A 26,971-nucleotide genomic window follows, 5' to 3' on the forward strand; every position below is an offset into this window, starting at 1 on the left:
GATGCTACTCCTCTAGAGGGGGGACCGTCAGAACGCCGCTTGAGCCCGCTTAGGGATTGAAAAGGGATTGAAAAGGGATTGAAAAAAAGAGGAATAGCATGCGGTATGGACGGTACGGACGATACCCCAGGCTAGCACTCAGCGCGCTTTTCATTGCGGGTATCATCTTGCTTCACGCCTGGTCCCCCCTGACGCCGGCTCCGGCAGTACAGGCGCACGCTTTTGTGATTGGCTCCGAGCCGATTGACGGCTCAACGGTCGCAACACCGCCAAGGATGGTGCGGATCTTTTTTAATGGCCCCATCAGCTCCGCCAGCAGGGCCCTGGTCTTCGATCCGAACGAGCGCGTTGTGAACGCTACCGCCAGCTATATCCCTTCCGGTCATCCCCGGGAGCTGGATACCCCTTTGCAGCCGAATTTAAGCGAAGGGAGCTATCTGGTTCGCTGGACAGCCCTGGCCGCCAACGACGGGCGCACAACCCAGGGGGCAATTGGTTTCAATATCGGTCACTCCAGCACCGGCCTGCCCGGCCAGACTATCCTTGGTCCGACCACCAGTAACTATTTGCCAACATTGGACCTGCTCGGCATCCTCTCGGTAGCCTGGGAGTGGCTGGTCCTGCTGGCTCTGACCTTCTGGGTCGGTCTGCTGGTCATGGAGCAACTGGTCATGGAGCGCCGAGCCCGCTCGCTGGACCTGCTCATGCGGGCACGGGCGCGGGCCCGTCCACTACAATGGCTCTGCCTGACTGCGCTGCTGGTCGGCGAGGTGATTACCTTGATTCTGCGCTCCGCCAGCCTCAGCCAGACCTCGGCTAGCGGGGGCATCGAGTGGCAGGCCCTGCGGGCTGTGCTGCTGACAACCTCTTATGGCCCGCTCTGGTTGGCGCGGCTGGCCCTGATCGCCCTGGCACTGCTCTGGCTGGCGGTGACTGGCCGCCGGCGTACCCCCAAAGGAGCGACCGCCGGCGTGGCGCGCGTGCTCCAGCGCCGCCGCGGTTCGCGCTTCGGACAGCTCCGGCGCCAGGTGACGCAGGAGTACCGGGTGACAAAGGAGCTGGTGACGACCGAGGAAATTCCCCCAGGCGGCAGTAACCTCCCTCTTTCGCCCTGGGATACCGTGCTCTGGCTGACCCTGGCCGCCCTCTACTTGCTCGCCTGGACATTGACCAGCGATGAGGTGCAACAGACCTCCCTCCACATCAGCGCCATCGTGCTCTCCTGGCTGGCCCTGCTGGCTCAGGCCGTCTGGTTCGGGGGCCTGGCCTACCTGGGCTACGTCTTGCTGCCCTTGCTCGCAGCCGTTGAGCCGGATCACCACGCCGATCTGCTGGTGACCCTGACCCGTCGCCTGACCCCCCTGCTACTGACGGCAATGGCTGTGCTGCTGGTCAGTCAGCTCTTCCTCGCGGAGAGCGTCTTCTCTGATCTCCAGGCCCTGCTCTCAACCGCCTATGGCCGCACTCTGCTGGTGCGCCAGGCCCTGATCGCTCTCCTCCTGGCCCTGACGCTCTTCATGCTCTTCCGCATCACACCCCGGCTGGCACGCCAGACGCTGCTCTTGCCGGTGGTCGACGCCGAGCTGCCAGCCCGCCGTACGCGCCGCGAGGCCCTCCTCCAGACAGAGCGTCAGCTCGGGCGCCTGCTCAAGGCACAGTCGTGGGTCGGCATGGCGATCCTGCTCTGCGCCGCCCTGATGAGCTTCTTCGCTCCCCCTATCGCTTTCCCTCAGCTCAACTACGCGCAGGCAGCCCAGAACCAGAATCAGACAGGGCAGACAGCGTCTCCAAACGCACCAGTGACCGCGGCGCAACAGGTTGGCGACCTGACGGTCTCGCTCCTGGTCACGCCAGGCCGCGTCAATAGCCCCAATACGGTCGTGATTGTGCTCACGGATAGCCACGGCCAGCCCGTGACTAACGCCCGCCTGATCCTGGCCATCAATATGGTGCTGATGGATATGGGCACGGTCCAGCAGACGCTGAATCAAGGACAGCCAGCCTATGTGGCAACCTTCCCTCCACGCACAACCTTCGATATGGCGGGTCTGTGGAAGCTTGAGCTGACCATCGAGCGCCCCGGCCAGGCACCGCTGCAAACGACCTTTGAATTCTCACTGAGCTGAGTCGAGCGCGAAATCTCACCCTGGTCCTCACTCCCTGGCTGGCTGGTTGGCTGGCTTGGTTGGCTAACCAGCAGACAGCACCCAGCCAGTCAGCCAGCCAGACCAATCGCCTAAAGGTTGGGGGGACGTTCCTCGCCGCGCTGGCCGATCTCGCGTAACGCCTCCCGATGATGAGCCGCCCGCTCCACATAGCGCTGAGCGCTGCCACGGATGTGCTCGATCTCCTCCGGCGTCAGAGTGCGTACGACGCGCACTGGCAACCCAAAGGCAAGAACCCCACCCGGAATCGTTTTGCCCTCGCTCACCAGGGCACAGGCCCCAATTATGGTCTCTTCCCCAATGCGGGCATGATTGAGAACAACCGCTTTCATGCCCAACAGGACACGGTCGCCCAGAGTCGCACCGTGGATGACACAGCCATGACCAATGGTGCATTCCTCGCCGATGGTCAGGGGAGCGTCAGCATCAAGATGCAAGATACAGTTGTCTTGAATGTTGGTGCGCTTCCCGATGACAATCGGCCCCGTGTCTCCGCGAATCACGCTGTTATACCAGATGCTCGCTCCCTCACCAATGGTAACATCGCCTATGACATAGGCTCCAGGAGCAATAAAGACATCGTGAGCAATGCGTGGCAATATTCCTTTAAAAGGCAATACAGGCATTTCGCTCTCCTCACAGGAAAGTTTCCAACGGCTGCGGGCCACCAGAGCAACGGCCAGTTCCCTGGCCGACGCTCGCCCGCTCTCTCATCATAGTACTCACCGTCCTGGCCGCCCGACAACGCTTCCCCGGCTTCTACATGTCTTCTTCTATCGATATATATAACTATATTAGATGCAAAAGGCGTTTTTTCTTCTTGACGCGGTGGCTATCCTCGTTTAGTATAGAAGCGTTATATTGACACACTGTCTGTCAGGCGGTAGCAGTGCAGGAAGGGTAGAAACGATGTCAGGTCTATCGACCGGTTGGAAGAGTGAGAGACCATCGCTACACGGCACAGGCCGCACCTTGCGTCATGGCGAATATCGCATTGAAGGAGCATTGAGCTATGGAGGAGCCGGGCGCCTTTTCCTGGCGTCACACGTGACGCTGGACACGCCGCTGGCGCTCAAGCAGCTACCGGGCGACCGGCCATTACCGGAGAGTGTCGCTGAGGAGCTAGACCTTGCCCTGACCCACCGACAGAAGAAGGCGCCGTTGTCTGGGCGGCAGGAAGACTTTCCCCTGAGCGGTGGCTCATACACCGATCGCTTCGTGCGCGAAGCGCTCCTGCTGGTGCGCCTGCGTCACTCGGCCATACCGGTGCTCTACGATTACTTCTTCGAAGATGGCTACTGGTACCTCGTCCTGGAATACTGTGCAGGGCCAACGCTGGCCAGCTATCTGCGCCAGCAAGGGGCGCTGCCACCGCTGGAGGCGCTCAGCTATGCCATGCAGATCTGCGACTTCTTTGACTATCTGCACTCCCAGATGCCTCCGGTGATCTACCGCGGCCTGCGCCCTGCCAGTGTGATTCTGACCTCGGGCGGGCGGCTGGTCTTTTTTGACCTTGGGTGTGCCTGCTATCTGCGCAACGGCCAGCTCTATGCCGACTTCGAGCCGGGCGTTCCGGGCTACGCCGCTCCCGAGCAGTATCAACGCGGCGGCCAGTGCGACGAGCGATCAGACCTCTTCAGCCTGGGCGTCCTGCTCCACGAAATGGTCACCGGTCAGAATCCGCTTGGCAAGAACGGGCGCCTGGAGCCGGTGGCGCGTCTCAACCCTGGCCTCTCGCCGGCGCTGAGTGCCCTGATCACCATCGCCACGCGGGCGGACCCGCTCTATCGCTTCCAGTCGGCGCGGGCCTTCTTTCACGCGCTCGAACGGATCGTCTCTCTCGAAGAGCGCCGGGCCTATCAGCGGCTGATGCGCCTGCATCTGAGCCGTGGCGCCAACCCCGCTGGCTCCAGCCCGGCTTCGAGTGGGGCGGCGGGAGCCGCCGCCATCACGCTTAAAGCGCTGGCCCCCACTGGCTCTCAGTCAACTCCCCCAACCTGCTCGCCCGAAGAGTTCGCCGCCGAGCCAACGATGGCGATCCCCGCCGAGCAGCTCAAAGCCGCCGCCTCCCCCTCAGAGCAGACTGCCCAGGTGCCAGCCGTCCTGCCCCAGACCCAGGAGCGCCCTCTTCGTCCCTCACAGCAGTTCAAGCGCCGCCACCGACGGCTTGTTTTTTTCCTCGTCTTGCTCGTGCTCCTGCTGCTGGGCATCTTCAGCCTGAGCCTCTACCTGCTCAGCCAGCTTCAGGACGCCCCTTTCTGGCTGGGGGTCAGGATCTCGTAGATCAGCGGGCCGCTGCTGACCGGGGTCTCGCTCCAGTGATAACAGGCAAGCAGCTCTTGACGAATGGCGGCGCACTCCTCCTCACTGCGCGCGTGAATCTCGACCAGGGGATCACCCGCCTGGAGATAGTCGCCGACCTTCGCCTGGAGCAGTAGCCCGGTCCGGTGATCGATGGGATCACCTTTTTTGAAGCGGCCCGCTCCCAGGCGCATGGCCGCCAGCCCCAGACGCTCAGCATGGATGGCAGCAATATAGCCGCTGCGTGGGGCAGTCAGCATACTGATCACTGGCGCTCGCGGCAGACGCTCCGGCTGCTCTATCTGCCGCGGGTCGCCTCCTTGAGCCTGGCAGACCTCCGCGAGCCTGGCCAGCGCGCGCCCGCTCTCGATCGCCTCCTGCACCCGTCGCCCGGCCTCCTCGTGTGTGGGCGCAGCCCCGGTCATGACGAGCAGCTCGGCAGCCTCGTGACGGCAGAGTTGGCTGACATCCGCTGGCCCCTCACCACGCAGGATGGCAACGGCCTCGGCCACTTCCAGGGCATTGCCAACGGCCCGCCCCAGCGGTTGCTCCATTGCCGTGACAGCAGCCTCCGTATAGAGGCCGGCGCGCTGCCCAATCTCTACCATGATACGCGCCAGCTCATGGGCCTCCTCGCGTGTCTTCATGAAGGCGCCCACCCCAACTTTGACATCCAGCAGTAGATGGGAGGCCCCCACGGCCAGTTTCTTGCTCATAATGCTGGCCGCGATCAGGGGAATGCTATCGACCGTCGCCGTGACATCGCGCAGCGCATACATCTTGCCATCGGCTGGCGCCAGCTCTGCCGATTGGCCCGCGAGGACCAGGCCGTGCTCCTGCAAGATGCTCAGAAATTCTTCGCGGGTCAGGGCTGTGCGCAGTCCACGGATGGACTCCAGCTTGTCGACGGTCCCCCCCGTATGACCCAGGCCACGCCCGGTCATCTTGGCCACCGCCACACCACAGGCGGCTACCAGCGGCGCCACCGCCAGGGTGACTTTGTCTCCCACTCCACCAGTGCTATGCTTGTCTACGACCGGCTGCAGCCGCTCGCGGACACGCAGCTGCTCGCCCGAACGGGCCATCGCCAGCGTCAGATCGCTCGTCTCGCGGTCATCCATCCCTCTCCAGCAGACCGCCATTAACCAGGCCGCCATCTGGTAATCAGGGATGTGCTCGTGCGTGTACTGCTCGACTAACCAGTCAATCTCTCCGGTGGTGAGCGCCTCCCCGTTTCGCTTCTTTCTGATAATTTCAACAGCTTGCATACTGCTCTGCTCTTCCTTCACCCAGTAATCGTTGCCAGACTAAGAGCGTAGCTGCTCCGCGGGCCATTCCTCTGTGAGCACAATGCGCACCGAGTTGACCTCGAAACCTCGATGGGTCTCGATCAGATAGCGCCTGATGAGCTGCCCCCCCAGGCGGGCCCGCCGATCAAAGGTGAGTCGCCCATTGTTGAAAGCAAAGCGCAGATCGCTCTCTTCGTAGAAGCCGCGGATAATCACGCTATCGTAGCGCTCGTCATCATGCTCAGAGAGGGCTTTGTAGAGCGTGGCAACCTGCTGCCAGGCGGGACAAGGAGGATACACGATCTCGACAACCTTTTTGTTGCCGGCCTCTGGCTTGTTGCTCCCCACCGTGTAGGCAAGCGCCGCTGCTGCCGCCAGCCCTTGCAGTTGCGCCAGTGTCCTGGGTGGAAAGCCCTCCGGTGGGCCAGCAGGGGCCACTGTCTCCCCCAGTGGGGCCGCGGCTGCGGCTACGGGCCGAGCTGAGGCTTCGACGATGCCGGGACTGGGCAGGCGGCCCCGCTGACCCCGCACCACTGGCGATGGCGGAACGGCTGGCGCTATTGGGGGGCGCGTCGACAGGGGTGGTTGCTGCACCGTGCCGATGGCTCTCCCACAGCGCAGGCAATAGCGTGTTGCATCCGTGTTGACCTGACCACAATAGGGGCAACGCATAGCTCTCTTCCTTCCTCTGCTCCTTCAGAGCGGTCGGCTCTTGACCAGCAATCAGCCAGTTCAGTATATCATGCACGGCGGGATCGCTCGCCCGGCCAGGCCCATCCAGCATCTTCGCTCCTGCTCCCCCAGCCGTGACTTTCGTCATAGGCATAAACGCATGCACTGACGCTCTCTAAAATAGGTCGTTCGATCCTTCTTGACCGGCCTGGCTGTCCTTTATACTACCTTTGCAATCAAGATCAGGCAAGAGCAACAGAGTACGGGGACGAACACCAGCAGCAGCAATGCAGGCGAGAGATCCCAGAACTCCGACTTGCCTCAGAGAGCTATCGTCGCCTTTACAGATTTACAGAGAGGAGAGGAGGGACCAGGGAGTGACAGAAGAGCAAGAGCCACGCTCCAGGGCTGAGACTGAGAGCCGGAGCACATCTGTGGCGGCAGCCAGGTCCGAGACCGGGAACCTTGTCGAGGTGCGCAACCTCGTCAAGCGTTTCGGCAAGCTGGAGGCCGTCAAGGGCGTCTCCTTTAGTATTACAGAAGGCGAGATCTTCGGTCTGCTCGGACCGAACGGAGCCGGCAAGAGCACAATCATCAATATCCTGTGTGGCTACCTGCCACCAGACGAGGGAGAGGCCCTCGTCTGCGGCTACTCCGTAAGACGAGAGACCCAGGCCGTCAAGCGTCTGCTCGGGGTGGTACCCCAGGAGATCGCCCTCTACCGCGATCTCAATGCCTTGGAGAATCTCGATTTCTTCGCCTCGCTCTATGGCGTGCCGGTCCACGAGCGCCGGGTCCGGGCCGAGGAAGTGCTTCAATTCGTCGGCCTCTACGAGCGCCGTAAGGAGCCTTTGAAGAACTTTTCTGGTGGGATGCTGCGTCGGCTCAACTTCGCCGTGGCCCTGATGCATCGCCCGCGGGTCTTGCTGCTGGATGAGCCAACCGTCGGCGTCGATCCTCAGTCGCGCGAGCACATCTTCGAGAACATCGAAAAGCTGGCCGCCAGCGGCACTACTGTCCTCTATACCACCCACTATATGGAGGAGGCCGAGCGACTCTGTCGGCGCATCGCCATCATGGACGAGGGGCGCATCATCGCATTGGGGACGCTGGAGCAGCTTCTGGCCATGCGCGATCAGACACGCGCTGTCTATCGTCCCCACGGTCTACAGGAACTGTTCATCCAGTTAACCGGCAAAACCTTGCGCGATCTCTAAGACCGGTCGACCCGGCCTTGCCCAGGACGGCACTCACCTGAGAGGCGCCTTCCTCAGACACGCGGCCAGATTAGGAGGATGGAGCGGCCATGCAAGCTATGTTCTCAATTCTGAAAAAAGACTTCTTACAAATGATGAAGGACCGCTGGTCCTTTATCTGGATGCTGCTGGTTCCACTGGTACTCGTTGCCACGGTCGGCTTCGCCCTCAGCGGTGTCTACGGCACCGGCCAGAACACCATCACGATCCAGGTGGCGGTCAGCGATCAGGACCACGGTCTGGTCGGTCAGACGGTTTTGAAGGCTCTGGACCAGCATAGCCAGCAGCTCACGATCAATGTGACACGCTATAGCGATGCCGCTGGCGTCCAAAAAGCTGTCGCCGACGGACAGGGCTCCGTGACCGGCGTGATTATTCCGGCGGGCACGACGGCCAAACTGCAAGAGGCAGCCGCCCGCGGTGAGCCAACGCAGAGCCTGGTTCAGATCTATACCATTCCGAGCAGCAACGACCCGAGCAGCGCTATCGTGCAGAACCTGGTCACGAGCGCCGTCGGCCAGCTCGCCACGGCTACCTTTGCCGGTAGCGCCGCCATCCAGGAGGTTGAACGCATCTGTCAGCAGCCTGGCAATCATTGCGAGCCGGGCAGCGTTAACCCACAGAGCATTGCCAGCAATGTGGGCGCAGCCAGCTTCAAGGAGCTGCCCGCAGCCCAGGTGGCCAGCCTCCACGCCGGCAATGTGCCGCCCCAGGTCAATGTATTCGACGTGGCCCTGCCCGGTTACGCCATTCTTTTCGCCCTCTTTGGCTTGCAGTCGGTGGCGGGCAGCATTCTGGAGGAGCGCGAGAGCGGTACCCTGCGCCGCCTGCTGATCGCACCGGTGCAGCGCTATGCCCTGCTCGGCGGCAAGCTGCTCACCCAGTTCCTGGTGACCATGTTACAGCTTCTTCTCCTCTTTGCGATCGGCAGCTTTGTCTTCAAGCTGCACGTCAGCAACTGGCCTGGGGTGATCATCCTGCTGCTGGTTTCCAGCTTCGCGATGACCGGCTTCGGCATCTTGCTGGTCTCGCTGGTGCGAACGCGCCGTCAGCTCGCCCCGGTGCTGACCATCGTCACGCTGACAACTTCGGCCATCGGCGGGGCCTGGTGGCCACTGTGGCTAGAACCAGACTGGCTGCAGGGCGTGGCCCACGTGGGTATTGTGGCCTGGGCTATGGAGGCGCTCAATGCTCTGATGATCAGCGGGCGCACGCTGGCCGAGGTGCTGCCGAACATCTTCGCGTTGATCATCTACGGTCTTGTCTGCTTTGTTCTTGGCCTGGTCCTCTTCCGCTTCCAGCCAAGGACAACCAGCGCCTGACGTTCCGCCAGAAGGAGGCAAGCAGCCCATTGCCTTGCCTCCCTCCCAGGCAGCGGCAGCAGGCAGGCCCAGGGACAACCGAGCATGGTTAGCTGTTCCAGTCCCTCCCTGGGCCTACCTACCGCCCCCGACTCCAGCCAGTTCGACCGACGCCCTCGATAGAGCGCGCCAGGGCTGCCGCCAGGGGCCTGAGCGTGCGCTTCAGCAGGTCAGTCCAGCCCAGGCCTCTTGTTTCAAGAGCAGCTCAAAGAAGCGATCCAGACGTTGTAAAAAGAGTTGCAAAGTTTCATTATTGTCACAGATTTCTATAGCCTGATGCAAAGGAAAATCCTTTTGAATCAGAGGGAGCTGCTCGACGAAGCCGTCATCATGGTAATAGTTGCGGAGAATCTGCTCTGAGACGAGCTGGCAACCAGTCTGGCAGTAGCGTTGGCGCACGCGCCGAATGGCGGTCTCCACATCGATACGAAAGTAGAGCAGCCGGGCATTGCGCAGAAATTTGGGGCTGAACAGGCGGAGGGCATGTAGATAATCGTCACGCGCGAATTCAAGCATGGCCAGGCCATTGTCAGGATAGCGGGAGAGATGCCGCTCGACGCGAGCCTCGGCCTCCAGAAGAACCTCATCCATGACGCTGAAGTCCAGCACATCGAAGCCACAGTAGCGACCATTCACGATCAATGGTCGAAAACGACGTTGCTCTGCATCGGCCTGACATTTCTCCTCTAGCAGGTCGTAATCGTCGACATGCGTGGCCCGCAGGCCAGCTACAGCAGCACGCTGAAGGAAATAGTGAGCTGCCGTCGTCTTGCCACTTCCCGGTCTCCCGAGGAGTAATACTGTGAGCGCCATCATACCAACTCCTTTCCAACCTCACGGGTTCCCGCGCCCCTTCAGCAGTCGTCTTGTATAACGAAGTGGAGGATCAAGCACGGGCTTCTTGTGTTACAGCCTCTGCCTTTAAATAACATTTTCACATGAATATAACGTCTCAGGGGGAGAACTTTTCGCCGTCATTCCCCGCAGGAAGCGATTGCGGTACCGTTGTCAGAGGGGAAGGCCAAAAAATTCGTTTGGGAAGAGGGGCAAAGGAGCAGACGGGCGAGCCTGGATGAGGCAGTCTGGCCCGCCCGTCGTCAGGGAGAGGAGGATGGCCAGTTCACAAGTTGCTGGGGGTTTCAAGTCGGATAAAGCGCCGGACATGGGGGCCACGGTCCTCGGCCTGGGGGTCCCAGCTGATCACGCAATTGCCGCCTTCCTCCTGCCCCAGGCTGAGCGCCTGATCGAGGTCACCGACAATCAGACTGCGCACCTCAGCCAGGGCCGAGGTAGGGGCCGTAGCATAGCGCTGCAGCAGTTCGACCAGCTTCGCCCGCAGATAGAGCGTCACCCCGAGGCGGACGCTCACATCCGCCAGCTCCACGCTGGTCTCGGGAGGCTCCAACTGCCAGACCGACTGCTGCAGCAGCTCGACGCGATAAGGGCGCCGCAGGGCCTGGCGCAGCGTCTGAGCAATCTGCCGCGCCCGTTCTAGCGAAATATTCTTGAGGAGCAGATAGAAGCGTCCCCCATAGATATGGTAGAGACGGCAATCGACGAGCTGACGCTGAATGCGCTGGCCAATGGCCTGAGTCAGATTACGTAGAGCCAGCTCGCCATAGCGACGGACTATCTGGCTTTGATTGTCAATATCAAGGGCAATAATCGAAAGGGTCTCCAGTTCGCCCGCCTCGCGTAGCGGAAAGAGATAGAGCAGCTCCGCGGGTCCAGCGTCCGCCACAGTTGGAGTTCCCTTAGAGGCGCCAGCAGGCGAGTGCTCTTCCTGCCGCTCCTGACCCATGTCCGACCCGGTCCTTACGGCCCCATCTCCAGCCAGAGCTGTTTGTTGCTGCAAATGGGCCAGCAAGACCTCGAGATCACGGATAAACTCGTTCTCCGAGAGGAAATTGATGAAGGAGCTATTGACGACCTCGGGCGCCTTCACCAGCTGCTCCAGGCCCTGCATGGCATCGAGTCTGGCCCGATAGAGCAAGAGCAGGTCCTCTACGATCAGCGCCATGAGGCGTAGCAAACGGAGATCGTCTTCGGAAAAAGCTTCCTGGGTAAGGGCGAAGACATAGAGGACGCCGAGCGCCGGCCCAGACTGACAGCCAATGGGAATGGCCACAGCCGAGCCACCGCCCCCAAAATGCTCAGGCCACTGCGAGAGGCCCGCGCTGTCGCGAATGGCCAGGCGAGGACGGTAGAGGAGATAGGGACTGCGCAGGGCACGGAAATAGAGATAGCTCTCATTAGGGAAGATGCGCGATTGACCTGCACGATGCGGCGAATGACGACTGCAGGCCATGACTATCAGGACCTGCTGCCCCGGCGGGGCCGCTGGATCTTCAGGCATCATCAGACAACAACAATGCCAGCGGTCAGCACCCCCTGGCGTCTGCCCCCCCAAGGCAATAATCAGATCCATCAGGCCATTGAGCACGGTATCCGAGGGATCTATGCCCCTGGGAAAGGCGCGCGCAGGATAGAGCCAGTTGCGGAGATCGGGAGCGAAATACACAGCCCACTGGTCGGCACAGGCATAGAGAGGAGCGAGCAGACGGCGCACGGTCTGGACGACCGGGCGCTGCAGATTGAGAGCATGCATCTGGCGCGGAACGATCAGCAAGGTTGGATCGGCAGGCCGGGCCTCTCCCTCGGCAAGCAGGGGCTGAATGCGGAAATCGCTGGGGTATTCGAAGGCGGGAGCCACTTCAAGAAAGAGGTGAAGGGTACGACCGAGGCTGAGCCAGCCAATCAGGGACTCACCAAGCCGTGCCAGCTCCTCGGGCAGGCGCGGCTGCCAGAACCGGCCACCGTCAGAAGCCTGACGTGGCAAAAGAATCGCCGCATGGCTGCGCGAGAGATCCTCACAGAGCAAGAGCAGGGCATGATGAAGCGCCTGACTGGCAAAATAGCGCCAGAAGACCGCGCTCTCCACCTGGGCGACGCGCCGATCAAGCGGCAACGGAGGGCTGGCCAGATGGCTCCCGGCCACCCCATGACCCTCACCATTGAAGCTGGCCGGGCCCAGTGCATGCCAGAGATCGGCAATGTCGAGAGGAATGGCCCCAGGCGGGTAGCCGGCATTGATCAGATCACGGATAATCGCCAGCTTCTCTAGCTCAGCGGGCGGATAGCGCCGCTGGCCGGTATTCGGGCGCGAGCGCAAAGGGCGCAGCAGGCCACGCTCCTCCCAGTCACGTAGCTGGTTCTCCGTAAAATCGAAGAGCTGGGCAGCCTCCCCAATCGTCACCGTCAACTTCTCACTGACGAGCTGGAGATAGCCGCGAATCCGCTCCCAGGTCTCTGGCTGCTGCAGATGCTTGCGAATGCTCTGAAGCACGCGATCATCCATCCTGTCCTCCTCTCCTGATTCACCAGACAAAGCGTCCTTCCTTCTCCAACGACAACAAGCGAGCTAGCGAGCGAGCTGCCTGGTTGATTGGCCGGCTGATAGAAAAGTAGACACGCCCGCTCACAAACGCTCACACTGACAACGGGATACGCGCGAGAGCAACCGCCCAGCACCCCCTCCACCTGCTACAATGCTCGGCATACGTGCTGCAAACGTTGTAACAATGACAAACATTCTACCGGCCCTATGCTCCCATGTCCCTATTATAACGAAACATTATCTCTATGTCAACTTTTATGACCTTTCAGGAAGACTCCTCTTGACAGAAAGAAGTTTCCTGCTGTATACTACTGATGCATACTAAGATTATCTTCAGACTTTCTCAGATTTCTTTATATTTAGCTCCTTCTCCTGGTTCAGGGAGCGCTCGCTTGTGTGGCAGGGATCAAGAGGGGAAGGCACTGGCCTGGCTGGGCATCTCTGGGTTTCTGCGGCTCGCCCGCTTTATCCAGAGGCCCTCTTCGCAATTCTTGTGCGTAGACCTACCTCTGTTGGTCAGAGGCGAAAGGAAGCGCTTATGACTTTGCGTTCTGGTTCTTCCTGCCGCAGCTCTCCCGATCTCCCTGGCAGCGACATGCCCTGGGAACAGCTCTACTGCATCCTGCGCCCCAGAGTGGCTCACTGGGTCCACTCTTCTTCTCTCTCTTCCTGGTCTAGACAGCGCGATGAGATCATCACTGACATCGTCCAGGAGACGATGATACGCCTGCTCAACTACGCACGACGAGCCGAACGAGGAGAGGTGGCACCAATCGATTCGTTAGAGCACCTGAGCCTGATCGTGGCCTATAATTGTTTCCGCGATCTCTGGCGCCGCGATCATTGCCTCATCTATATTATACAGCAGGATTACGCCGCTCAGCGCGCCAGCTCACTCTCCTCCTCCCTTGACCAGTTCGAGGCCGTCCTTGATCACGTCTTCGAAGAATGGCTCTTCTCTTTCCTGGCCCGCGAGATTGTCAACTTTCCTGAGAAACAGCGCACCGCCCTCCTGATGGACCTGGCCAACCGCATGCATTTTGGTCCCCAGCCGACGGTCCTCCAACGCGCCTTTCTGGAGGTCGGCATCGATCTGCAGCAGTATCAGCGCGAGTTGCCCGCCGATCCTGCGGAGCGCGGACGCCACGCTTCTCTGTTGAGCCTGGCCTATAAGCGCCTCGCCAGAATCGTTCAGGGCCAGCTGCGCGCTCAGGCCGCCTGAGCTGACTGCGCTGGCTTCCGGCTCTCTCTGCGGTCTCGCTCCTCTCCCTTCAGAAACGGGTCAGCCTGAACCCGGCTCCGCTCAGGTCTCCTCTCCTTTCTCTTCCTTCGCCCGTTCCCCCTCTCACCCACGGCTTGCAGCCGCTCCGCTGCGAACGGTACAATAAGAGCAACTGCGCGGCGCTTCTCGCGCTATGTTCGCTCACAGCGGCCAGCTCGCTTTCCGGTGCTGGCCCTGGTTGGTTCCCTTGAAACAGGTGTTATGTCAGCGTCAGCCACATTCTCACAAGCCTACCTCTCGGCCCTGCAGCCCTATGAGGAGGAGATGCTGCAGCGGCTGGCCCTGCTGGTCAATATCGATTCGGGTACTGGCCAGGTCGAGGGGATCACGCGCATTATAGGCTACCTCCGCTCCTGGTTGGAGACGCTCGGTTGCTCGGTGACTCTTCACGACGGCGGTCAGTATGGCCCCCACCTGGTGGCCCGCCTGAGCGGAGGCCGCCTCGTTGGTGGCAGGCGCTTCTTGCTGGTGGGGCACGTCGATACTGTCTATGCCCCAGGCTCCGCGTCAGCCTGTCCTTTCCGCCGCGATGGTGAGCTGGCTTTCGGCCCCGGCGTGATCGATATGAAGTCGGGCGTCATTATGGCGCTCTATAGCCTGCGCGTCCTGCTGGAGTCGCACTTCTCAGACTTCTCGGAGATCTGCCTGGTCCTCAATGGCGATGAGGAGATGGGTTCTCCCTCGAGCACTCCGCTCCTCTGGGAGCTGGCTCGCCAGGCCGATGTCGGCCTGGTGCTGGAGCCAACGCGCTCCCCGGAGATTATTACGGAGGCCCGTAAGGGAGCCGATCGCTATCTGCTGGAGATCAGTGGCCGGCCCGCCCATTCGGGAGCTGAGCCACATCGGGGCCGCTCGGCAGTCATTGAGCTGGCCCATAAGATTGTGGCGATCGATCACTTGCATGCGCTTCTGCCAGGAGTGACTTTTAATGTGACCAGGCTCGGCAGCAGTGAGCTGTTGAATGTGGTGCCCGAGATGGCTCGTTGCTGGATTTCGGTGCGGGCCTATACTCAAGAGGGACTGGAGGCCGCCGCTGAGGCCCTGGAGCAGGTCGCTGCCTGCTCCAGTGTGCCCGGTACCCGGGCCCGCCTGACGCGCACCCGGGGCCGTGTGCCCTACCAGGCTACCCCCCAGGTTCGGGCTTTGGTGGAGGTGGCTCGTCTGGAGGCCCAGGCGCTCGGTCTGGAGCTGGTGGCAGAGGCTAAGGGGGGCGTCTCAGACGCCAATCTCTTGATGCAGGCCGGCCTCCCAACTCTGGATAGCCTCGGGCCAGTCGGGGGCAAGATGCATGTTTTGCGCGAGGAGTTTCTGCGCATCCCTTCGCTGGCGCTGCGTGGGGCCTTGCTGGCGGGCGTGATCCGTCAGTTGGCGCTTCAGGCTGCACCAGCGGCAGAGGGCGAGGACGCGCCCGCCCGGTCTTGAGCGAGCCATTGCCTCTATTCTCGCCGGGCTGGAAGGCGCGGCGCCTGCCTATGCTAGCTTAGTTGAGGTGAGGGAAAGCATGCCTTTCTCTGCAGCAGCTGCTGCTGATCGCTATTTATCGCTGGCGCCCACGGTACGCGATGCTTTGGCCGAGGGCCTCCCTCTGGTGGCTCTGGAGTCCACGGTGATCGCTCATGGGCTACCTTATCCGACCAATGTGGAGACGGCTCTGGCAATGGAGGAGGCCATCCGGGCGGAGGGGGCAGTGCCGGCCACCATCGCCATCGGCGACGGGCGGATTATGGTCGGTCTGGAAAGAGCGAGCCTGGAGGAGCTGGCCACGGCTGAGGATGTCTTGAAGGTGAGTCGGCGCGATCTGGCCTTTGCTCTGGCGAGCCAGCGGCTGGGGGCCACGACAGTCTCAGGGACGATGCTTTGCGCCCATCTGGCCGGTATCCGCTTTTTTGCCACCGGCGGCATCGGGGGCGTGCATCGCGGAGGCGAAAGTACGTTAGATATCTCCGCCGATCTGATGGAGCTGAGTCGAACGCCGGTCCTGGTGGTCTGCGCGGGAGCCAAGGCGATTTTGGACCTGCCCCGGACGTTGGAATATCTGGAGACTCAGGGGGTGCCAGTCCTCGGTTGGCAAACGGATGAGTTTCCGGCGTTCTATACACCGCGCAGCGGTCTGCGCTTGCAGCAGCGCGTAGATGATGAGGCGCAGGTGGCCGCTATTGCCCGCACGCACTGGGATTGCGGTCTGGCCGGGTTGCTGGTGTGCTCGCCAGTGCCGGCGGAGGCGGCCTTGCCCGCCGCACAGGTGGAGACGGCGATCGCCTCGGCGCTGTCCGAAGCCGAGGCCAAGGGAATCCACGGCTCCTCTCTGACGCCTTTCTTGCTGCGCCAGGTCGCCGAGACTACGGGAGGCGCCAGCATCGAGGCTAATCGCGCCTTGTTGATCAATAATGCTCGCGTGGCTGCTCGCATTGCGCGCGCTTATGGTTCCTCCACCGGGCAGCTCTGAGCCTGCCAGGCGCCTGGCTTTCCGCGATCCGCCTCTTCTCACTGAATGCGATTGACCAGAATGACAGGTCGCCTGCCAGAGGTCGGCTCCTTCCTGTTGATTTCTGGCCGGCTAAGGACTACAATAGGAAGCTGGAAAGCACGTGCCAGAAAGGAGACGTGCCTTGAGATCCCGGGCGACGACGCTGTTCGCTTGGCAGGTCGGGGCCTGGTTACTTGACCTCGCCGCGGACCCCCTGGGTACCCGCGAAAGGAGCTTTGTCACGTGATTTCTGTTGCACCAAAGGGCAAAGTCATCGGCAGCATTCTTCTGACGATCCTCTGGATCTGCTGCTTTCTTTTCATAAAGCCGACACTGGTCTTCGACTTCGGCGGTGGGGTGATGATTAACCTGCTCCTGCTGGCGGCGATTATCGGCCTGCTGGTGCTGGTACTTTATCACATTTTCTACCCGTCCCCGCCGATTATTACGAAGCTGAGCCTGACGGTTGCCCTGACTTTGGTCTGGCTTGCCCTGATCATTTTCTATCCCTTTAAGGACCCCAATAATACGGCGGCGGGCGCCGTTGGCTTCTTTACCCTGATCGGTGGACTCGGTGTTGCGATCCTGTGGGTCTACTTCTTCTGCGATGAGCTTATTTGAGGGTCTCGCTTCTGTTGAGATCGTAATTCACACGACAGACACCTGGCAGCCGCTCCCCAATTTCGAGGAGCGGCTGCTCTTGTTTTGCCCGGACATCTGCGCTCGGGAACGCGGCAAGCAGGGCGGCCAGCGGCTGAGAAGATGAGCGCTCGCCTAATGGCGGAAGTGTCGCTTGCCGGTGAAGATCATGGCGATGGCGTGCTGGTTGGCAACGCGGATAGAGTCCTCGTCGCGAATGGAGCCACCAGGTTGAATGATGGCCGTCACTCCGGCTTTGGCGGCAGCCTCGACGCCATCGGCAAAGGGGAAGAAGGCGTCTGAGGCCAGGACAGCCCCCCGGGCACGCTCGCCGGCTTTCTCGACGGCCAGTTGCACGCTGGTGACGCGGTTCATCTGGCCAGCCCCGACCCCTACGACGGCCAGCTTATGCGCCAGGACGATGGCATTCGATTTGACGTGGCGCACGACTTTCCAGGCGAACATGAGATCGGTCATTTCTTCAAGCGTCGGTTTGCGTTCGGTGACGACGCGATATTCTAGCTCGTGCTCGCCAATGAAGTCGGCTGTCTGGAGCAGGACCCCGCCGCTGACGCTGCGGATGTCAAAGCGCCCGGATTTGAAGATCTGGGCGTTGAGTGTCGAGGGATCAATGGGGGCATGCGTGGCAAGCAGACGAATGTTTTTTTTCTGGCGCAGGATGGCCAGGGCCTCGGGCGTGAATTCGGGGGCGATGACTGCCTCGTAGAAGAGCTGATGAATTTCTTGGGCCACGTCGACCTCTACGGGCCGGTTGCAGCCGATGATCCCGCCATAGGCCGAGACCGGGTCTCCGGCATGGGCTTTGCGATAGGCTTCGAGCAGGGTATCGCCGCAGGCCAGGCCACAAGGGTTGGTATGCTTGATGATGGCAACCGTAGGGGCGGCAAAGCTGCCAGCGGCAGCCAGGGCTGCGTCCAGGTCAAGCAGGTTGTTGAAAGAAAGCTCCTTGCCATGCAGGACTTCAGCCGTGGCAACCGCCGGTCGAGACTCTTTGACGGTTGAGAGGCCTCCCCAGCGGTAGAAGGCCGCCCGCTGATGGGGATTCTCGCCGTAGCGTAGGGCCTGAATACGCTGCAGAGGTAGGGTCAGTTCCTCGGGGAAGTAGTCGGTGTCCTGGCTGCGTAGATATTCGGCAATGGCCGTATCATAACTGGCTGTATACTGGAAGGCAATGGCGGCCAGCCGGCGCCGGGTCTCCTGGCTGACTTCCCCACGCTCCTGCCACTCCTGCAGGACCAGCTCGTAATCCTGGGGACGCACCAGGACAACGACATCCTGGAAGTTCTTGGCAGCGGCGCGAATGAGGGCGACACCCCCAATGTCGATTTGCTCCTGGGCTTCTTCCAGGCTCACGCCTTCACGGGCGACGGTCTCGATAAACGGATAGAGATTAACGGCCACCAGATCGATGGGAACAATGCCGTGCTCTTCTAGCTCGCGCATGTGGGCCGGGTCAGAGCGCCGCGCCAGAATGCCACCATAAATATGGGGGTGGAGGGTCTTGACTCGCCCCCCGAGGATCTCTGGAAATTGGATGAGGCCGCTGACTGGTTGCACCGCTACGCCAGCGCTTTGGAGGGCCGCCGCGGTTCCCCCAGTGGCAAAGATGGTCACCTGGCGCTCTGCCAGGGCCCGCCCTAGCTCGTCTAGACGTTCGCGATTGGCTACGCTGATGATTGCTCGCATGCTGGTTCGTTCCTTTCGCTTGGCTGGCTGCCAGTAGAGCCACTTTCCACGTTGGTTACTGAGCTATGCGCTCGCCTTCGTACCTGTCTGCCCCGCCCGCGCTCACATGGCTTCACAAGCTGAGTGGCCGCCACGACACCCGCTCCCGACGGGGCCAGCGCTCCGCTCCGACCGGCGCCTGTCGCCAGATGGCAGGTGATCCTCCTTCTCTCCGCCTGCTCTCCATCCTCTTTTACTTTTATGGTTACAGGCCGAGGGGTCGCTCTATCGCGCCCCAGCAGAAATACACTCTCTACTCCTTGAGACAGGTCTCGTGACCGTTGATGCAGATAGATGAGATGGATCAGACAGGATAGCCCCTTGCCTGGCTGGTTTGCTGGCCGGAGGAGAAGAGATTTCAATGCATAGTATAGCAAAAAGGGGAGACCCCTCGACTAGCGCTGTGTTGGTGGCCAAAGGCCGGAGCCTGGTTCTCTCTCTTTCGCTGCTCTGCCGCCGCCCCTCAGCCAGCGCTTGCTTTCTTAACCGCCCGATGGTACTTTCCTGCCAGCTTCTGGCTGAAGTCTCAGGATCGGCAGAGGCTCAGAGTATTATCTCATCCAGACTGCATTGATCAAGATGCGTTATTCGATGCAGGAGCCTTTCACTGCGTTTCAGCAGGATTCACAAGGGTGCTGGTTCGCACGCCAGCGACCTGGCGCTCTCAAGGGGGGGTCTGAACATCAATGAAGTCACTGCTCAAAGAGGCTTCCAGGCCGGCCCGCACCGGTCTGGAGTCCGAACGCCGACGAAGGCGTCGACGTTTCTCCCCGCTGGTGTTGGTGGGGATTGCGGTGCCGCTGGTCCTGGCGCTGGCGAGCGGCGCCCTCTATCTGCTCCCGCGACTCACCGGCTCACAGGCTGCCGCGCCCGCCAATAGCGATTGTACGCTGATTGTTCCGCCCCATCCGCTCACGGCGCAGGGTCTGGCCACGCCCTATCAGCTCGTGGCAACCAACCCGGCCCGTGGTCCCTGCCACGAGGCCAATCCCGATCAAGCGGCCTTTGTCCAGGCGGCAGTCATTGATCCAGCAACGGGGCGGCTTGCTATTTATAATCCCCTGGTGGTCGACCGCGGTCAGAGGCCGGCGCTGGCCCCGGTGGTGCCGCGTCTGCCCACAGGGGGGGTGGTGGCGCTCTGGTTCGGCTTCAACGGCGAGAATCTGACGCTGCGCAGCAGTGGCAATAGTCTAGCCGAAGGCCACTGCGTGAATGGCATCCGCGGCTCGCTCTTCGGCCAGTTCGCCTATTGCAACGCGCCTGCTTTCTTTGCCGCCGCCAATCAGGCCATGCGAGCCGGCAAGTTGAAGCCGCCGCCGCTAGGGCGGGCACGCGACGGCCTCCCCTGCCCCAGCGTGCGCGATTTTTCGCTGGTCGACCAGGACCAGAGCGATAATGTCACCACGGCCTATCTGGTCACCAGGGACGGGCGCACCGCTCAGATGACACGCCACGCCATTGCCGTGCTCCAGCATGCTCAGCCCCAGGTGAATGGCAGCGATAACCGTCTGCTGGCGCTCGGGCTGGACGGTGCTCTGGGCTGCACCCCCTGGATGGCCCCCGATCTGGCCGATCCAGGCCAGATGACAACAGCTCTGCCGCTCAACGAGCTGCAGGCCGCCGTCTGGCAGCGGGCGCCGGTCGCCCTGGTTCCTAATGGCGACCCGATGGCGACCGTTGATGGCCATCCCAACCTGGCGAAGCTCAACGCCTACCGCGCTGGTGTCGACCAGCCCCAGGTGCGCGATCAGGTCTACGCCAGCACTACTCTCTACTGCGCCAATCTGCTGGCGATCGCCCCGCTGCGCTTGCTCGTCGACGCCTCGCTCACGAAAACTCGCCCCTCCCCCGATCCAGCGGTGGCTAACTCGCTCTTTACTTTCCTGGCCCAGCGCTTCATTACAACGTTTGAAGCCGATGGCCTCAATTGCACCAGACTGCTGCATGTCCCCGATCCGGTGCAGGTTCAGCGCACGCCGCAGGGCGTCGCTATCGCGGCCACGATCAACGGCGAGGTCATTAACACCCCACTCGACTGCAACGTCAATGGCACGCTGGTGGTAGGCTGCAATGGGACGGCAACCCTCAACGGCCAGACCTGTAGCCTGATGAGCGATCGGCGTACCCACCAGATTGTGGTCACCTGCCCGGCCAGTCAGCGCCAGTGAGCGAGGAGAGGCGGGACCTCGACCCGGTGCGGCTTGCGCTCCTGAACCGAAGCGAGGTCAGCCAGCAGGGAGGAACGTGAGCGCCAGTAGGCCGGTGAGCATTGTCTCTGGCCAATAACACTACATGGACGCCAGCGACCCATAGCCTGACCCCAAAAAAGAGAGAGCAGGCAGGAAGGAGATGGGCCCAACCTGCTTGCTCTCTCCGCTGCTGCCGGGTAGGCTGTCCTGCACCCCGGCAGCAGCACGCACGCTATTCTAGGCTATCTTACGTCCTGCTGCTGCCAGACAGATCAGGTTGAGGAGGGAAGCCGGCTAGCTTCCCGCCTCAAGCTGAGCCTGGGCCTGAGCTACCAACTCCTCAACAGAAGGGCGCCCGGGAAACGTCGGGTAGACACTCACCTTGCGCTGCGTGCGCGAGGCATGGCCAAACTTCACATATCCGTCGATGAGCGCAAAGAGCGTGTAATCGCGCCCAACCCCCACATTGTCGCCGGGCTTGATCTTCGTACCGCGCTGCCGTACGATAATGGTCCCGGCGGTCACAAGCTGGCCATCGTAGCGCTTCACGCCCAGGCGCTTCGCCTTGCTATCGCGACCATTGCGCGAGCTACCAACACCTTTTTTATGCGCCATAGCTGGTAAACCTCACGATCTCTACTCTACTCTACTCTTCGCTTGAGGCTTGAGAAGCTTCACCCTCCTGGGACCGTACGCGGCGACGGCGACGAGTCCGGGCCTGCCCCTCTGCTTCGGCGGCGCTGGCAGCAGTCTCGGCGGCAGCTCCTGGCTCTGCAGCCGCGGGCTGCAGAGCCGCCCCCGACACCGGTGTGCCCTGCTCAGCCGCAGCGGGGGCCTGGCCAGTCACGAGGCTCACCCCGTCGAGCAGGATGTCATCGATGGTCAGGATGCTAATCTCCTGGCGATGACCCCGGCGACGGCGATAGCGCTTCTTCGACTTATACTTGAAGACAACGACTTTATGACCCCGTGCATGCTGCTTGACGGTAGCCAACACGGTGGCGTTCTCCACCAGCGGACGCCCGATCAAGGTGCGATCAGCGTCCGAGAGCAGCAGGACATCGCCAACGCGGATCTGGGTGCCCTCCTGCACGGGGAGGCGATTGACCTCCAGGGTCTCGCCTACCTCAACTTTGAATTGTCTCCCACCACTTTTAATAACTGCGAACATTGCTTCTGTTCGGCTCCTTTACCTCTACCTCCGCTCATCAACGCTGTGCGGCAATCACTTTCTCCAGACTTCAATCGCCACTCGGCCTTGCTGCCTGCCTTGAGCCAACAGCCAGGATGAGTCACGGCATACACACAACAGGTATGCGGTGCGGGCGGGATACGTCGAAGGCGTGGGTGGAGACCTTCGGCACAGTTCCCGGGCCGTGCGCATAAGAGTGCTCAGTTGTTCCCCTCGGTCGAGCGCAGGACAGAACCAGGCAGAGAAAGTGGCAGCAGCTGCACCAGAGAGAAAGAGCGGCAGACCTTCACTCGGGAAGGAGCAACCTCGCTCGATTCGGCCTGTTCTGCCTGTCCATCTGCTCACCAGAAGAGAGCGCACACGGCCAGCGATAATCAGGATACGATTTCTGTTCGAGCCTGGAGAGGGCGCGTCTCTGGCCCTGCCTGCCTACCTGACTGCCTGGGCCAGGCCACGAGACTGATCTCAGCCACCATCTGGGATGAGACTACCTGGCGCGAGGCAAACCCTGGCTTGACTGGACCTGACTGACACACCCTGCCGCCGCGGGCAGTCTTGCCGCCCAGGCCCGGGCGGGAGCGGATGCTTGTTTGCAGTGCGCAGCCAGCGCTGCACCTGCAGGGCTGGACCGCGACACCCGAGAGCGATACGTTAGATGCTTCGTCATGATAGCAAGCCCACAAGCGCTTTGTCAAGCATGGGTCCGCTCACCCTGGCTAGCCAGCGAGCCGGGGGAGGGAACAGGCCGCTATCACAGATGGACCCTATAGGCTATATGGTAACCAGCGCCAGCGCAGCCAACACGTGGCCGGCCCGTGCTATGATATGCTATAGTTGTGGTAGTCAGCGGTGTCGACCGCCCGGTCAAGCCGCTTGCCAGGCCAGATCGGAGCGCGTTGCAGTGATGGAAAGAAAAAGCGGGCATATCGAGCGGCCCGAGCTGGAGCGCTATTCGGACAGCCCCCTCTTCAATACGAAAGCCGTCGTTCAGCAGACCGGTATACCGGCGCCTACGCTGCGAGCCTGGGAGAGTCGCTACGCCATCCTCTCACCAGAGCGAGCCACTAACGCCTATCGTCTCTATTCCGAGCGCGATATCGCCCTCATTCGCTGGCTCAAAGAGCGCGTTGACAGCGGCATGGCTATCAGCCAGGCGGTGGCCCTCTGGCGTCATCTGGAGGAGGAATATCAGAAGGCGCGCCAGCTCCAGCAGATGGCCGCTGAGTGGCCAGCTGAGCGCCGCCCAGCCTTCCATATTGCCCTCCCCTTTGGGGCAACATCAGTCCGCCCTGAAGGAGGCAGCAGCCCCCAAACGATAGCGGAGCCACAGCCCCCGAGCAACGCCAACCCGCCTGCCACCAGCAGCACGCTGCCAGCAAACGCCTCTCCTGCCTTGTACAACATTCGCAGAGTACAGGAGGAGCTGATCGATGCCTTTAAGTGCCTGGATGACATCCGTGCCCAGCGCCTCCTGGCCTCGCTGCTGGCCGTCTACCCGGTCGAACAGGTCTGTGCCGAGGTGGTGACCCCAGTGCTTTGGCAGGTCGGTCACCTCTGGGAGACAGGCCGCCTCAGTGTGGCCATCGAGCACTTCGCCAGCAATTTCGTCCGCGGCTTCCTCACCAACCTGCTCTATATTTCGGTGAACGAGAATTATGGGCCGCTGATCATCTGCGGCTGCGCGCCAGGCGAGCCGCACGAGCTGGCCGCGCTGATGCTCGCTTTGCTCCTGCGCCGCGCCGGGATGCGCACGATTTACCTCGGCCAGAGCATCGAGATCGGTAGCTTGCTGGAAGTGGTGCGCGAGATGCAGCCGGTCATGCTCTGCATCTCGGTCACGATGCCGGCCTATGTGGCGACCCTGATCGACCTGGCACGCCGCCTACAGGAACAGCCTGAGCCGCGCCCACTGCTGGTTTTCGGCGGGCAGGCTTTTCTCTACCATAGCGAGCTGGCCCACCACGTACCTGGCGGCCTCTACCTGAGCGGCCCCATCCAGCAGGTCGTTCACGAGCTGCGTCAGGTCCTACACGATTACCTGGCCAGTGGCCCGGCGCGCTCACACGAGTCGCAGAGCAATGCCAACCCTGATGCCGACAGCTCCCCGGGCGGCGCCCTCCCGTCCTTTTCACCGACGCGTCCCACCCCCTAGCACCATGACTTGACAGGTCCCTGCTCCTTCCGCTTAACTGTCTCTATGGCAATGGGCCGGGCCGGGCGCTCTGCTCTCGCTCGCGCTCTCCCCGGCGGATAGCAGCCAGCCAGCCAGCTAACCAGCCAGTCAGGCTGGAGCCTGGGCCTGCGGTATCAGCGCCCTCTTTCTTATCTTGCCAGCAAGCTATACAGGGAGCAGGCAACAGGCAACGGGACAGCTTAGACAGGCTTGAAGCGAAAGGGAAGAACAATGAAGGAAGCAGCTCTCTCCGATGTCCTCGTCATCGATCTCTCGCGTGTTTTGGCCGGCCCCTATTGTACGATGATTCTCGGCGATCTCGGGGCCACAGTGATCAAAGTCGAGCAGCCAGGCAAAGGCGACGACACGCGCCAGTTCGGTCCGCCCTACATCGCCGGCGAGAGCGCCTACTATTTGGGACTCAACCGCAACAAGCTGAGCATCACCCTGGATTTCACGCGCGAAGACGATCGTCAACGCCTCTTAGAGCTGATTAAGAAGGCGACTGTTCTGGTGGAGAACTTCCGCCCCGGGACGCTGGCCCGCTACGGCCTGGGGTATGAGGATTTGCGCGAGATCAACCCCGGCTTGATCTATTGTTCAATCAGCGGCTATGGCCAGACCGGCCCTTATGCCCAGCGCGCCGGCTACGACTTCGTCGCCCAGGCCGAGTCGGGCATCATGGCGGTGACCGGCGAGGTCGATGGGGAGCCGATGCGCGTGGGTACACCTGTCGGTGACCTGACCGCCGGCACCTTCGCCTGCATCGCTATTCTGACGGCTCTGCGCGTGCGCGATCGCACAGGCCGCGGCCAGTATATCGATATCTCTCTGCTGGAAGCCACAATTACGCTCCTGGGCAATGTGGCCTCTAACCACCTGATCTCGGGCGAGGAGGCCCAGCGCTATGGCAATGGACACCCCAATATCGTGCCCTATCAGGCGTTCCGCACGCGCGATGGCTATATTGTGATCACCTGCGGGAACGATCGCCTCTTCCGTTCACTTTGCCGCTTGCTCGGCCACGAGGAGCTGGCCGACGATCCGCGCTTCGCGACCAATCCCCAGCGCGTACGCAACCGCGAGGCCCTGATCCCAATCTTGCAGGAGGTACTCCTCACGAAGGACAGCGAGAGCTGGCTGCAAGAGCTGCGCGAGGCCGGCATCCCCTGCGGAGCAATCAATAAGGTAAGCGAGGTCTTCCGCGATCCGCATATCGAGGCCCGCGGCTTCGTCTGGGAGTGCGAGCACCCAACGGCGGGCCCCATCAAGCTGGTTGGCTCTCCACTGCGCCTGTCTGAGACCCCGGCCCGACTCTATAAGGCACCTCCCTTGCTCGGCGAGGATAATGATAAGGTCTGACCCAGTCCGCCTATCCGTTCCCTCGCTTGCCCCGGAGAATGATCAAAAGAACCCATTGCAATGGAAGGTCAGGTCCCCACCAGCCAGGAGGGAAAGGGCAGGATTCGCTCCGCTGGCCCCTCACAAGGGCGACCAGCCACGCGAGCCAGGCCCGTCTGCGAGCGGAACGCGCCGGGTCGTCAGCGTAGCGACAAATGGGTCTGACTGTTGTGCCCCTCGACCCCATAGGATATACTAATCGAGGACATAATGGTGTATCTGGAGGAAGAACGTGAAATTCACTTGTAAGCAGCAGGATTTGAGCCGTGGTCTCTCGGTAGTAAGCCACGCCGTCTCAAGTCGCAGCACCCTGCCGATCCTGGCCAATGTGCTGCTGAGCGCGGAGCAGGGGCGGCTGAAGTTGGCAGCGACCAATTTGGAGATCGGTATCAATTGCTGGGTTGAGGCCCAGATCGAGGAGGAGGGAACAACGACAGTCCCGGCCCGCCTCTTCACAGAGCTGGTCAATAGCCTTCCCCAGGGGGCGGTCCAGGTCGCGGCCCAGGCCGACACCCATGTGGTCAATCTGCAGTGTCTGGGTCTGGGCATCAATACGAATGTCAAGGGCATGGACCCCTCCGAGTTCCCGCTGATTCCGACCGCCGAGGGAGGCGAGCCGCCGATCTTGTTGGAGGCGCCCCTGCTCAAGGAGATGATCAGCCAGGTGGCCTTTGCCGCGGCAAAGGACGAGTCGCGCCCGGTTTTCACAGGCGTGCTGGTGCAGGTCCGCAACGAGCAGGTGACCTTTGTGGCCGCCGATGCCTTCCGCCTGGCCACGCGGACGGCTCCGCTGCCGGGAGCCACTGAGCCACGCGAGGATATCTTGATCCCGGCACGTACCCTGACTGAGCTGGCGCGCATCCTGCCCAACGAGGGCCCCGTTGAGATGATCGTCACCCCCAACCATCGTCAGGTGCTCTTCCATACGGAGCAGATCGATCTCGTCTCTCGCCTGCTCGACGGCACCTTCCCGAACTACCGCGCCATCATTCCGGCGGAGTATAAGACGCGCGCGGTATTGGAGACAAAGGCGCTGACCGAGCGTGTGAAGGCCGCCGCTCTCTTCGCGCGCAATAGCTCGAACATCACGCGCTTGAAGATCTCGCCACAGGGCGCCAATGGCTCGGAGACCGGCACAGTGACAATTGAGGCGACCGCTGAGGATTTGGGCGATACGACCAGTACACTGACCGCCGCCGTCGACGGCGAGGAGATTCAGATCATTTTCAATGTGGATTATCTGGTCGATGTGCTCAATGTCCTGGATGCACCAGAGGTGGCTCTGGAGGTGACTTCACCTATGCGTCCCGGCGTGTTGCGCCCGGTGGATGCCACCGACTATACGTATGTCATTATGCCCATGCATACGAATCGCGCCTGATTGGCGGGCCTGCTCGCCCTGCCCTTTTGTCCTGTCCAGGAGGGATCGGCCAAGGGCACC

General features: G+C 61.6%; 20 protein-coding genes. 12 read left to right on the plus strand and 8 right to left on the minus strand.

The features are described from left to right. Nucleotides 1–98 precede the first annotated feature (98 nt). Entirely contained in the window at nucleotides 99–2,126 is a 2,028-nt protein-coding gene (locus tag BGC09_RS14680) for a copper resistance CopC/CopD family protein (RefSeq protein ID WP_069804739.1), read from the plus strand. A 110-nt stretch (nucleotides 2,127–2,236) separates the two neighbouring features. On the opposite strand, the gene BGC09_RS14685 is transcribed toward BGC09_RS14680, so the two are convergent. After that, on the minus strand, nucleotides 2,237–2,791 hold the full coding sequence (locus tag BGC09_RS14685) for a gamma carbonic anhydrase family protein (RefSeq protein WP_069804740.1): 555 nt from the start codon (nucleotides 2,789–2,791) through the stop codon (nucleotides 2,237–2,239). 283 nt (nucleotides 2,792–3,074) lie between these two features. Between BGC09_RS14685 and BGC09_RS14690 the strand changes: the two genes are divergently transcribed. After that, entirely contained in the window at nucleotides 3,075–4,448 is a 1,374-nt protein-coding gene (locus tag BGC09_RS14690) for a serine/threonine protein kinase (RefSeq protein WP_084658924.1), read from the plus strand. Here the strand turns inward: BGC09_RS14690 and BGC09_RS14695 are convergent. Then, complete coding sequence (locus BGC09_RS14695; RefSeq protein ID WP_069804742.1) at nucleotides 4,409–5,734, minus strand: thymidine phosphorylase; 1,326 nt, start codon at nucleotides 5,732–5,734, stop codon at nucleotides 4,409–4,411. The genes BGC09_RS14690 and BGC09_RS14695 overlap by 40 nt on opposite strands. Before the next feature lie 39 nt (nucleotides 5,735–5,773). Next, nucleotides 5,774–6,427: a hypothetical protein gene (locus BGC09_RS14700; protein WP_069804743.1), complete on the minus strand. Its 654-nt coding sequence runs from the start codon at nucleotides 6,425–6,427 to the stop codon at nucleotides 5,774–5,776. A gap of 377 nt (nucleotides 6,428–6,804) precedes the next feature. On the opposite strand from BGC09_RS14700, the gene BGC09_RS14705 reads away from it, so the two are divergent. Continuing rightward, nucleotides 6,805–7,644, plus strand: coding sequence for an ABC transporter ATP-binding protein (locus BGC09_RS14705; protein ID WP_218104061.1), 840 nt, complete (start codon nucleotides 6,805–6,807; stop codon nucleotides 7,642–7,644). An 89-nt stretch (nucleotides 7,645–7,733) separates the two neighbouring features. Next, on the plus strand, nucleotides 7,734–9,005 hold the full coding sequence (locus BGC09_RS14710; protein WP_084658928.1) for an ABC transporter permease: 1,272 nt from the start codon (nucleotides 7,734–7,736) through the stop codon (nucleotides 9,003–9,005). A 201-nt stretch (nucleotides 9,006–9,206) separates the two neighbouring features. Here the strand turns inward: BGC09_RS14710 and BGC09_RS14715 are convergent, their stop codons facing one another. Next, the gene (locus tag BGC09_RS14715) at nucleotides 9,207–9,860 is read right to left on the minus strand and encodes an ATP-binding protein (protein ID WP_141727799.1); all 654 of its coding nucleotides are present in this window, start codon (nucleotides 9,858–9,860) and stop codon (nucleotides 9,207–9,209) included. Between the two features lie 304 nt (nucleotides 9,861–10,164). Further along, nucleotides 10,165–12,402, minus strand: a complete 2,238-nt coding sequence (locus tag BGC09_RS23130) for a MerR family transcriptional regulator (RefSeq protein ID WP_069804746.1) — start codon at nucleotides 12,400–12,402, stop codon at nucleotides 10,165–10,167. Nucleotides 12,403–12,979: 577 nt separating this feature from the next. Between BGC09_RS23130 and BGC09_RS14725 the strand changes: the two genes are divergently transcribed. From BGC09_RS14725 to BGC09_RS14740, 4 genes are all read left to right on the plus strand, one after another. Then, entirely contained in the window at nucleotides 12,980–13,663 is a 684-nt protein-coding gene (locus BGC09_RS14725; RefSeq protein ID WP_069804747.1) for a sigma-70 RNA polymerase sigma factor region 4 domain-containing protein, read from the plus strand. A gap of 261 nt (nucleotides 13,664–13,924) precedes the next feature. Next, nucleotides 13,925–15,145, plus strand: a complete 1,221-nt coding sequence (locus tag BGC09_RS14730; protein WP_069804748.1) for a M20 family metallopeptidase — start codon at nucleotides 13,925–13,927, stop codon at nucleotides 15,143–15,145. A gap of 79 nt (nucleotides 15,146–15,224) precedes the next feature. After that, nucleotides 15,225–16,169 carry a pseudouridine-5'-phosphate glycosidase gene (locus BGC09_RS14735; protein ID WP_069804749.1) on the plus strand — a complete coding sequence of 315 codons (945 nt, stop codon included), beginning with the start codon at nucleotides 15,225–15,227 and terminating at the stop codon, nucleotides 16,167–16,169. Nucleotides 16,170–16,433: 264 nt separating this feature from the next. After that, a complete protein-coding gene (locus tag BGC09_RS14740) occupies nucleotides 16,434–16,811 on the plus strand; it encodes a hypothetical protein (RefSeq protein WP_052890941.1) in 378 nt (125 codons plus the stop codon). Nucleotides 16,812–16,964: 153 nt separating this feature from the next. Here the strand turns inward: BGC09_RS14740 and purH are convergent, their stop codons facing one another. After that, nucleotides 16,965–18,536, minus strand: a complete 1,572-nt coding sequence (gene purH, locus BGC09_RS14745) for a bifunctional phosphoribosylaminoimidazolecarboxamide formyltransferase/IMP cyclohydrolase (protein WP_069804750.1) — start codon at nucleotides 18,534–18,536, stop codon at nucleotides 16,965–16,967. Nucleotides 18,537–19,261: 725 nt separating this feature from the next. Here purH and BGC09_RS14750 point away from each other — a divergent pair. Further along, nucleotides 19,262–20,743: a hypothetical protein gene (locus tag BGC09_RS14750; protein WP_069804751.1), complete on the plus strand. Its 1,482-nt coding sequence runs from the start codon at nucleotides 19,262–19,264 to the stop codon at nucleotides 20,741–20,743. Nucleotides 20,744–21,058: 315 nt separating this feature from the next. Here BGC09_RS14750 and rpmA read toward each other — a convergent pair whose 3' ends face one another. Further along, nucleotides 21,059–21,379, minus strand: coding sequence for a 50S ribosomal protein L27 (gene rpmA / locus BGC09_RS14755; RefSeq protein WP_052890943.1), 321 nt, complete (start codon nucleotides 21,377–21,379; stop codon nucleotides 21,059–21,061). Between the two features lie 31 nt (nucleotides 21,380–21,410). Beyond that, nucleotides 21,411–21,935 (minus strand): 50S ribosomal protein L21, encoded by a 525-nt coding sequence (rplU, locus tag BGC09_RS14760; protein WP_069804752.1) that lies wholly within the window; start codon nucleotides 21,933–21,935, stop codon nucleotides 21,411–21,413. 925 nt (nucleotides 21,936–22,860) lie between these two features. Between rplU and BGC09_RS14765 the strand changes: the two genes are divergently transcribed. The 3 genes from BGC09_RS14765 to dnaN all read left to right on the plus strand — a co-directional run bounded on the left by BGC09_RS14765 (nucleotide 22,861) and on the right by dnaN (nucleotide 26,911). Next, entirely contained in the window at nucleotides 22,861–24,108 is a 1,248-nt protein-coding gene (locus BGC09_RS14765) for a MerR family transcriptional regulator (RefSeq protein ID WP_069804753.1), read from the plus strand. A 252-nt stretch (nucleotides 24,109–24,360) separates the two neighbouring features. Then, nucleotides 24,361–25,491 (plus strand): CaiB/BaiF CoA transferase family protein, encoded by a 1,131-nt coding sequence (locus BGC09_RS14770; RefSeq protein ID WP_069804754.1) that lies wholly within the window; start codon nucleotides 24,361–24,363, stop codon nucleotides 25,489–25,491. A gap of 271 nt (nucleotides 25,492–25,762) precedes the next feature. Continuing rightward, on the plus strand, nucleotides 25,763–26,911 hold the full coding sequence (dnaN, locus tag BGC09_RS14775) for a DNA polymerase III subunit beta (RefSeq protein WP_069804755.1): 1,149 nt from the start codon (nucleotides 25,763–25,765) through the stop codon (nucleotides 26,909–26,911). Nucleotides 26,912–26,971 lie beyond the last annotated feature (60 nt).

Origin of the sequence: Thermogemmatispora onikobensis, assembly GCF_001748285.1 — a bacterium.
Lineage (GTDB): Bacteria > Chloroflexota > Ktedonobacteria > Ktedonobacterales > Ktedonobacteraceae > Thermogemmatispora > Thermogemmatispora onikobensis.

Coding starts and splice junctions, on each gene's coding strand:
- BGC09_RS14700 (WP_069804743.1), bottom strand. CDS start 6,427: ATGCGTTGCCCCTATTGTGGTCAGGTCAACACGGATGCAACACGCTAT.
- rpmA (WP_052890943.1), bottom strand. CDS start 21,379: ATGGCGCATAAAAAAGGTGTTGGTAGCTCGCGCAATGGTCGCGATAGC.
- rplU (WP_069804752.1), bottom strand. CDS start 21,935: ATGTTCGCAGTTATTAAAAGTGGTGGGAGACAATTCAAAGTTGAGGTA.
- BGC09_RS14715 (WP_141727799.1), bottom strand. CDS start 9,860: ATGATGGCGCTCACAGTATTACTCCTCGGGAGACCGGGAAGTGGCAAG.
- BGC09_RS14710 (WP_084658928.1), top strand. CDS start 7,734: ATGCAAGCTATGTTCTCAATTCTGAAAAAAGACTTCTTACAAATGATG.
- purH (WP_069804750.1), bottom strand. CDS start 18,536: ATGCGAGCAATCATCAGCGTAGCCAATCGCGAACGTCTAGACGAGCTA.
- BGC09_RS14730 (WP_069804748.1), top strand. CDS start 13,925: ATGTCAGCGTCAGCCACATTCTCACAAGCCTACCTCTCGGCCCTGCAG.
- BGC09_RS14695 (WP_069804742.1), bottom strand. CDS start 5,734: ATGCAAGCTGTTGAAATTATCAGAAAGAAGCGAAACGGGGAGGCGCTC.
- BGC09_RS14735 (WP_069804749.1), top strand. CDS start 15,225: ATGCCTTTCTCTGCAGCAGCTGCTGCTGATCGCTATTTATCGCTGGCG.
- BGC09_RS14725 (WP_069804747.1), top strand. CDS start 12,980: ATGACTTTGCGTTCTGGTTCTTCCTGCCGCAGCTCTCCCGATCTCCCT.
- BGC09_RS14765 (WP_069804753.1), top strand. CDS start 22,861: ATGGAAAGAAAAAGCGGGCATATCGAGCGGCCCGAGCTGGAGCGCTAT.
- BGC09_RS23130 (WP_069804746.1), bottom strand. CDS start 12,402: ATGGATGATCGCGTGCTTCAGAGCATTCGCAAGCATCTGCAGCAGCCA.
- BGC09_RS14680 (WP_069804739.1), top strand. CDS start 99: ATGCGGTATGGACGGTACGGACGATACCCCAGGCTAGCACTCAGCGCG.
- BGC09_RS14685 (WP_069804740.1), bottom strand. CDS start 2,791: ATGCCTGTATTGCCTTTTAAAGGAATATTGCCACGCATTGCTCACGAT.
- BGC09_RS14750 (WP_069804751.1), top strand. CDS start 19,262: ATGAAGTCACTGCTCAAAGAGGCTTCCAGGCCGGCCCGCACCGGTCTG.
- BGC09_RS14770 (WP_069804754.1), top strand. CDS start 24,361: ATGAAGGAAGCAGCTCTCTCCGATGTCCTCGTCATCGATCTCTCGCGT.
- BGC09_RS14690 (WP_084658924.1), top strand. CDS start 3,075: ATGTCAGGTCTATCGACCGGTTGGAAGAGTGAGAGACCATCGCTACAC.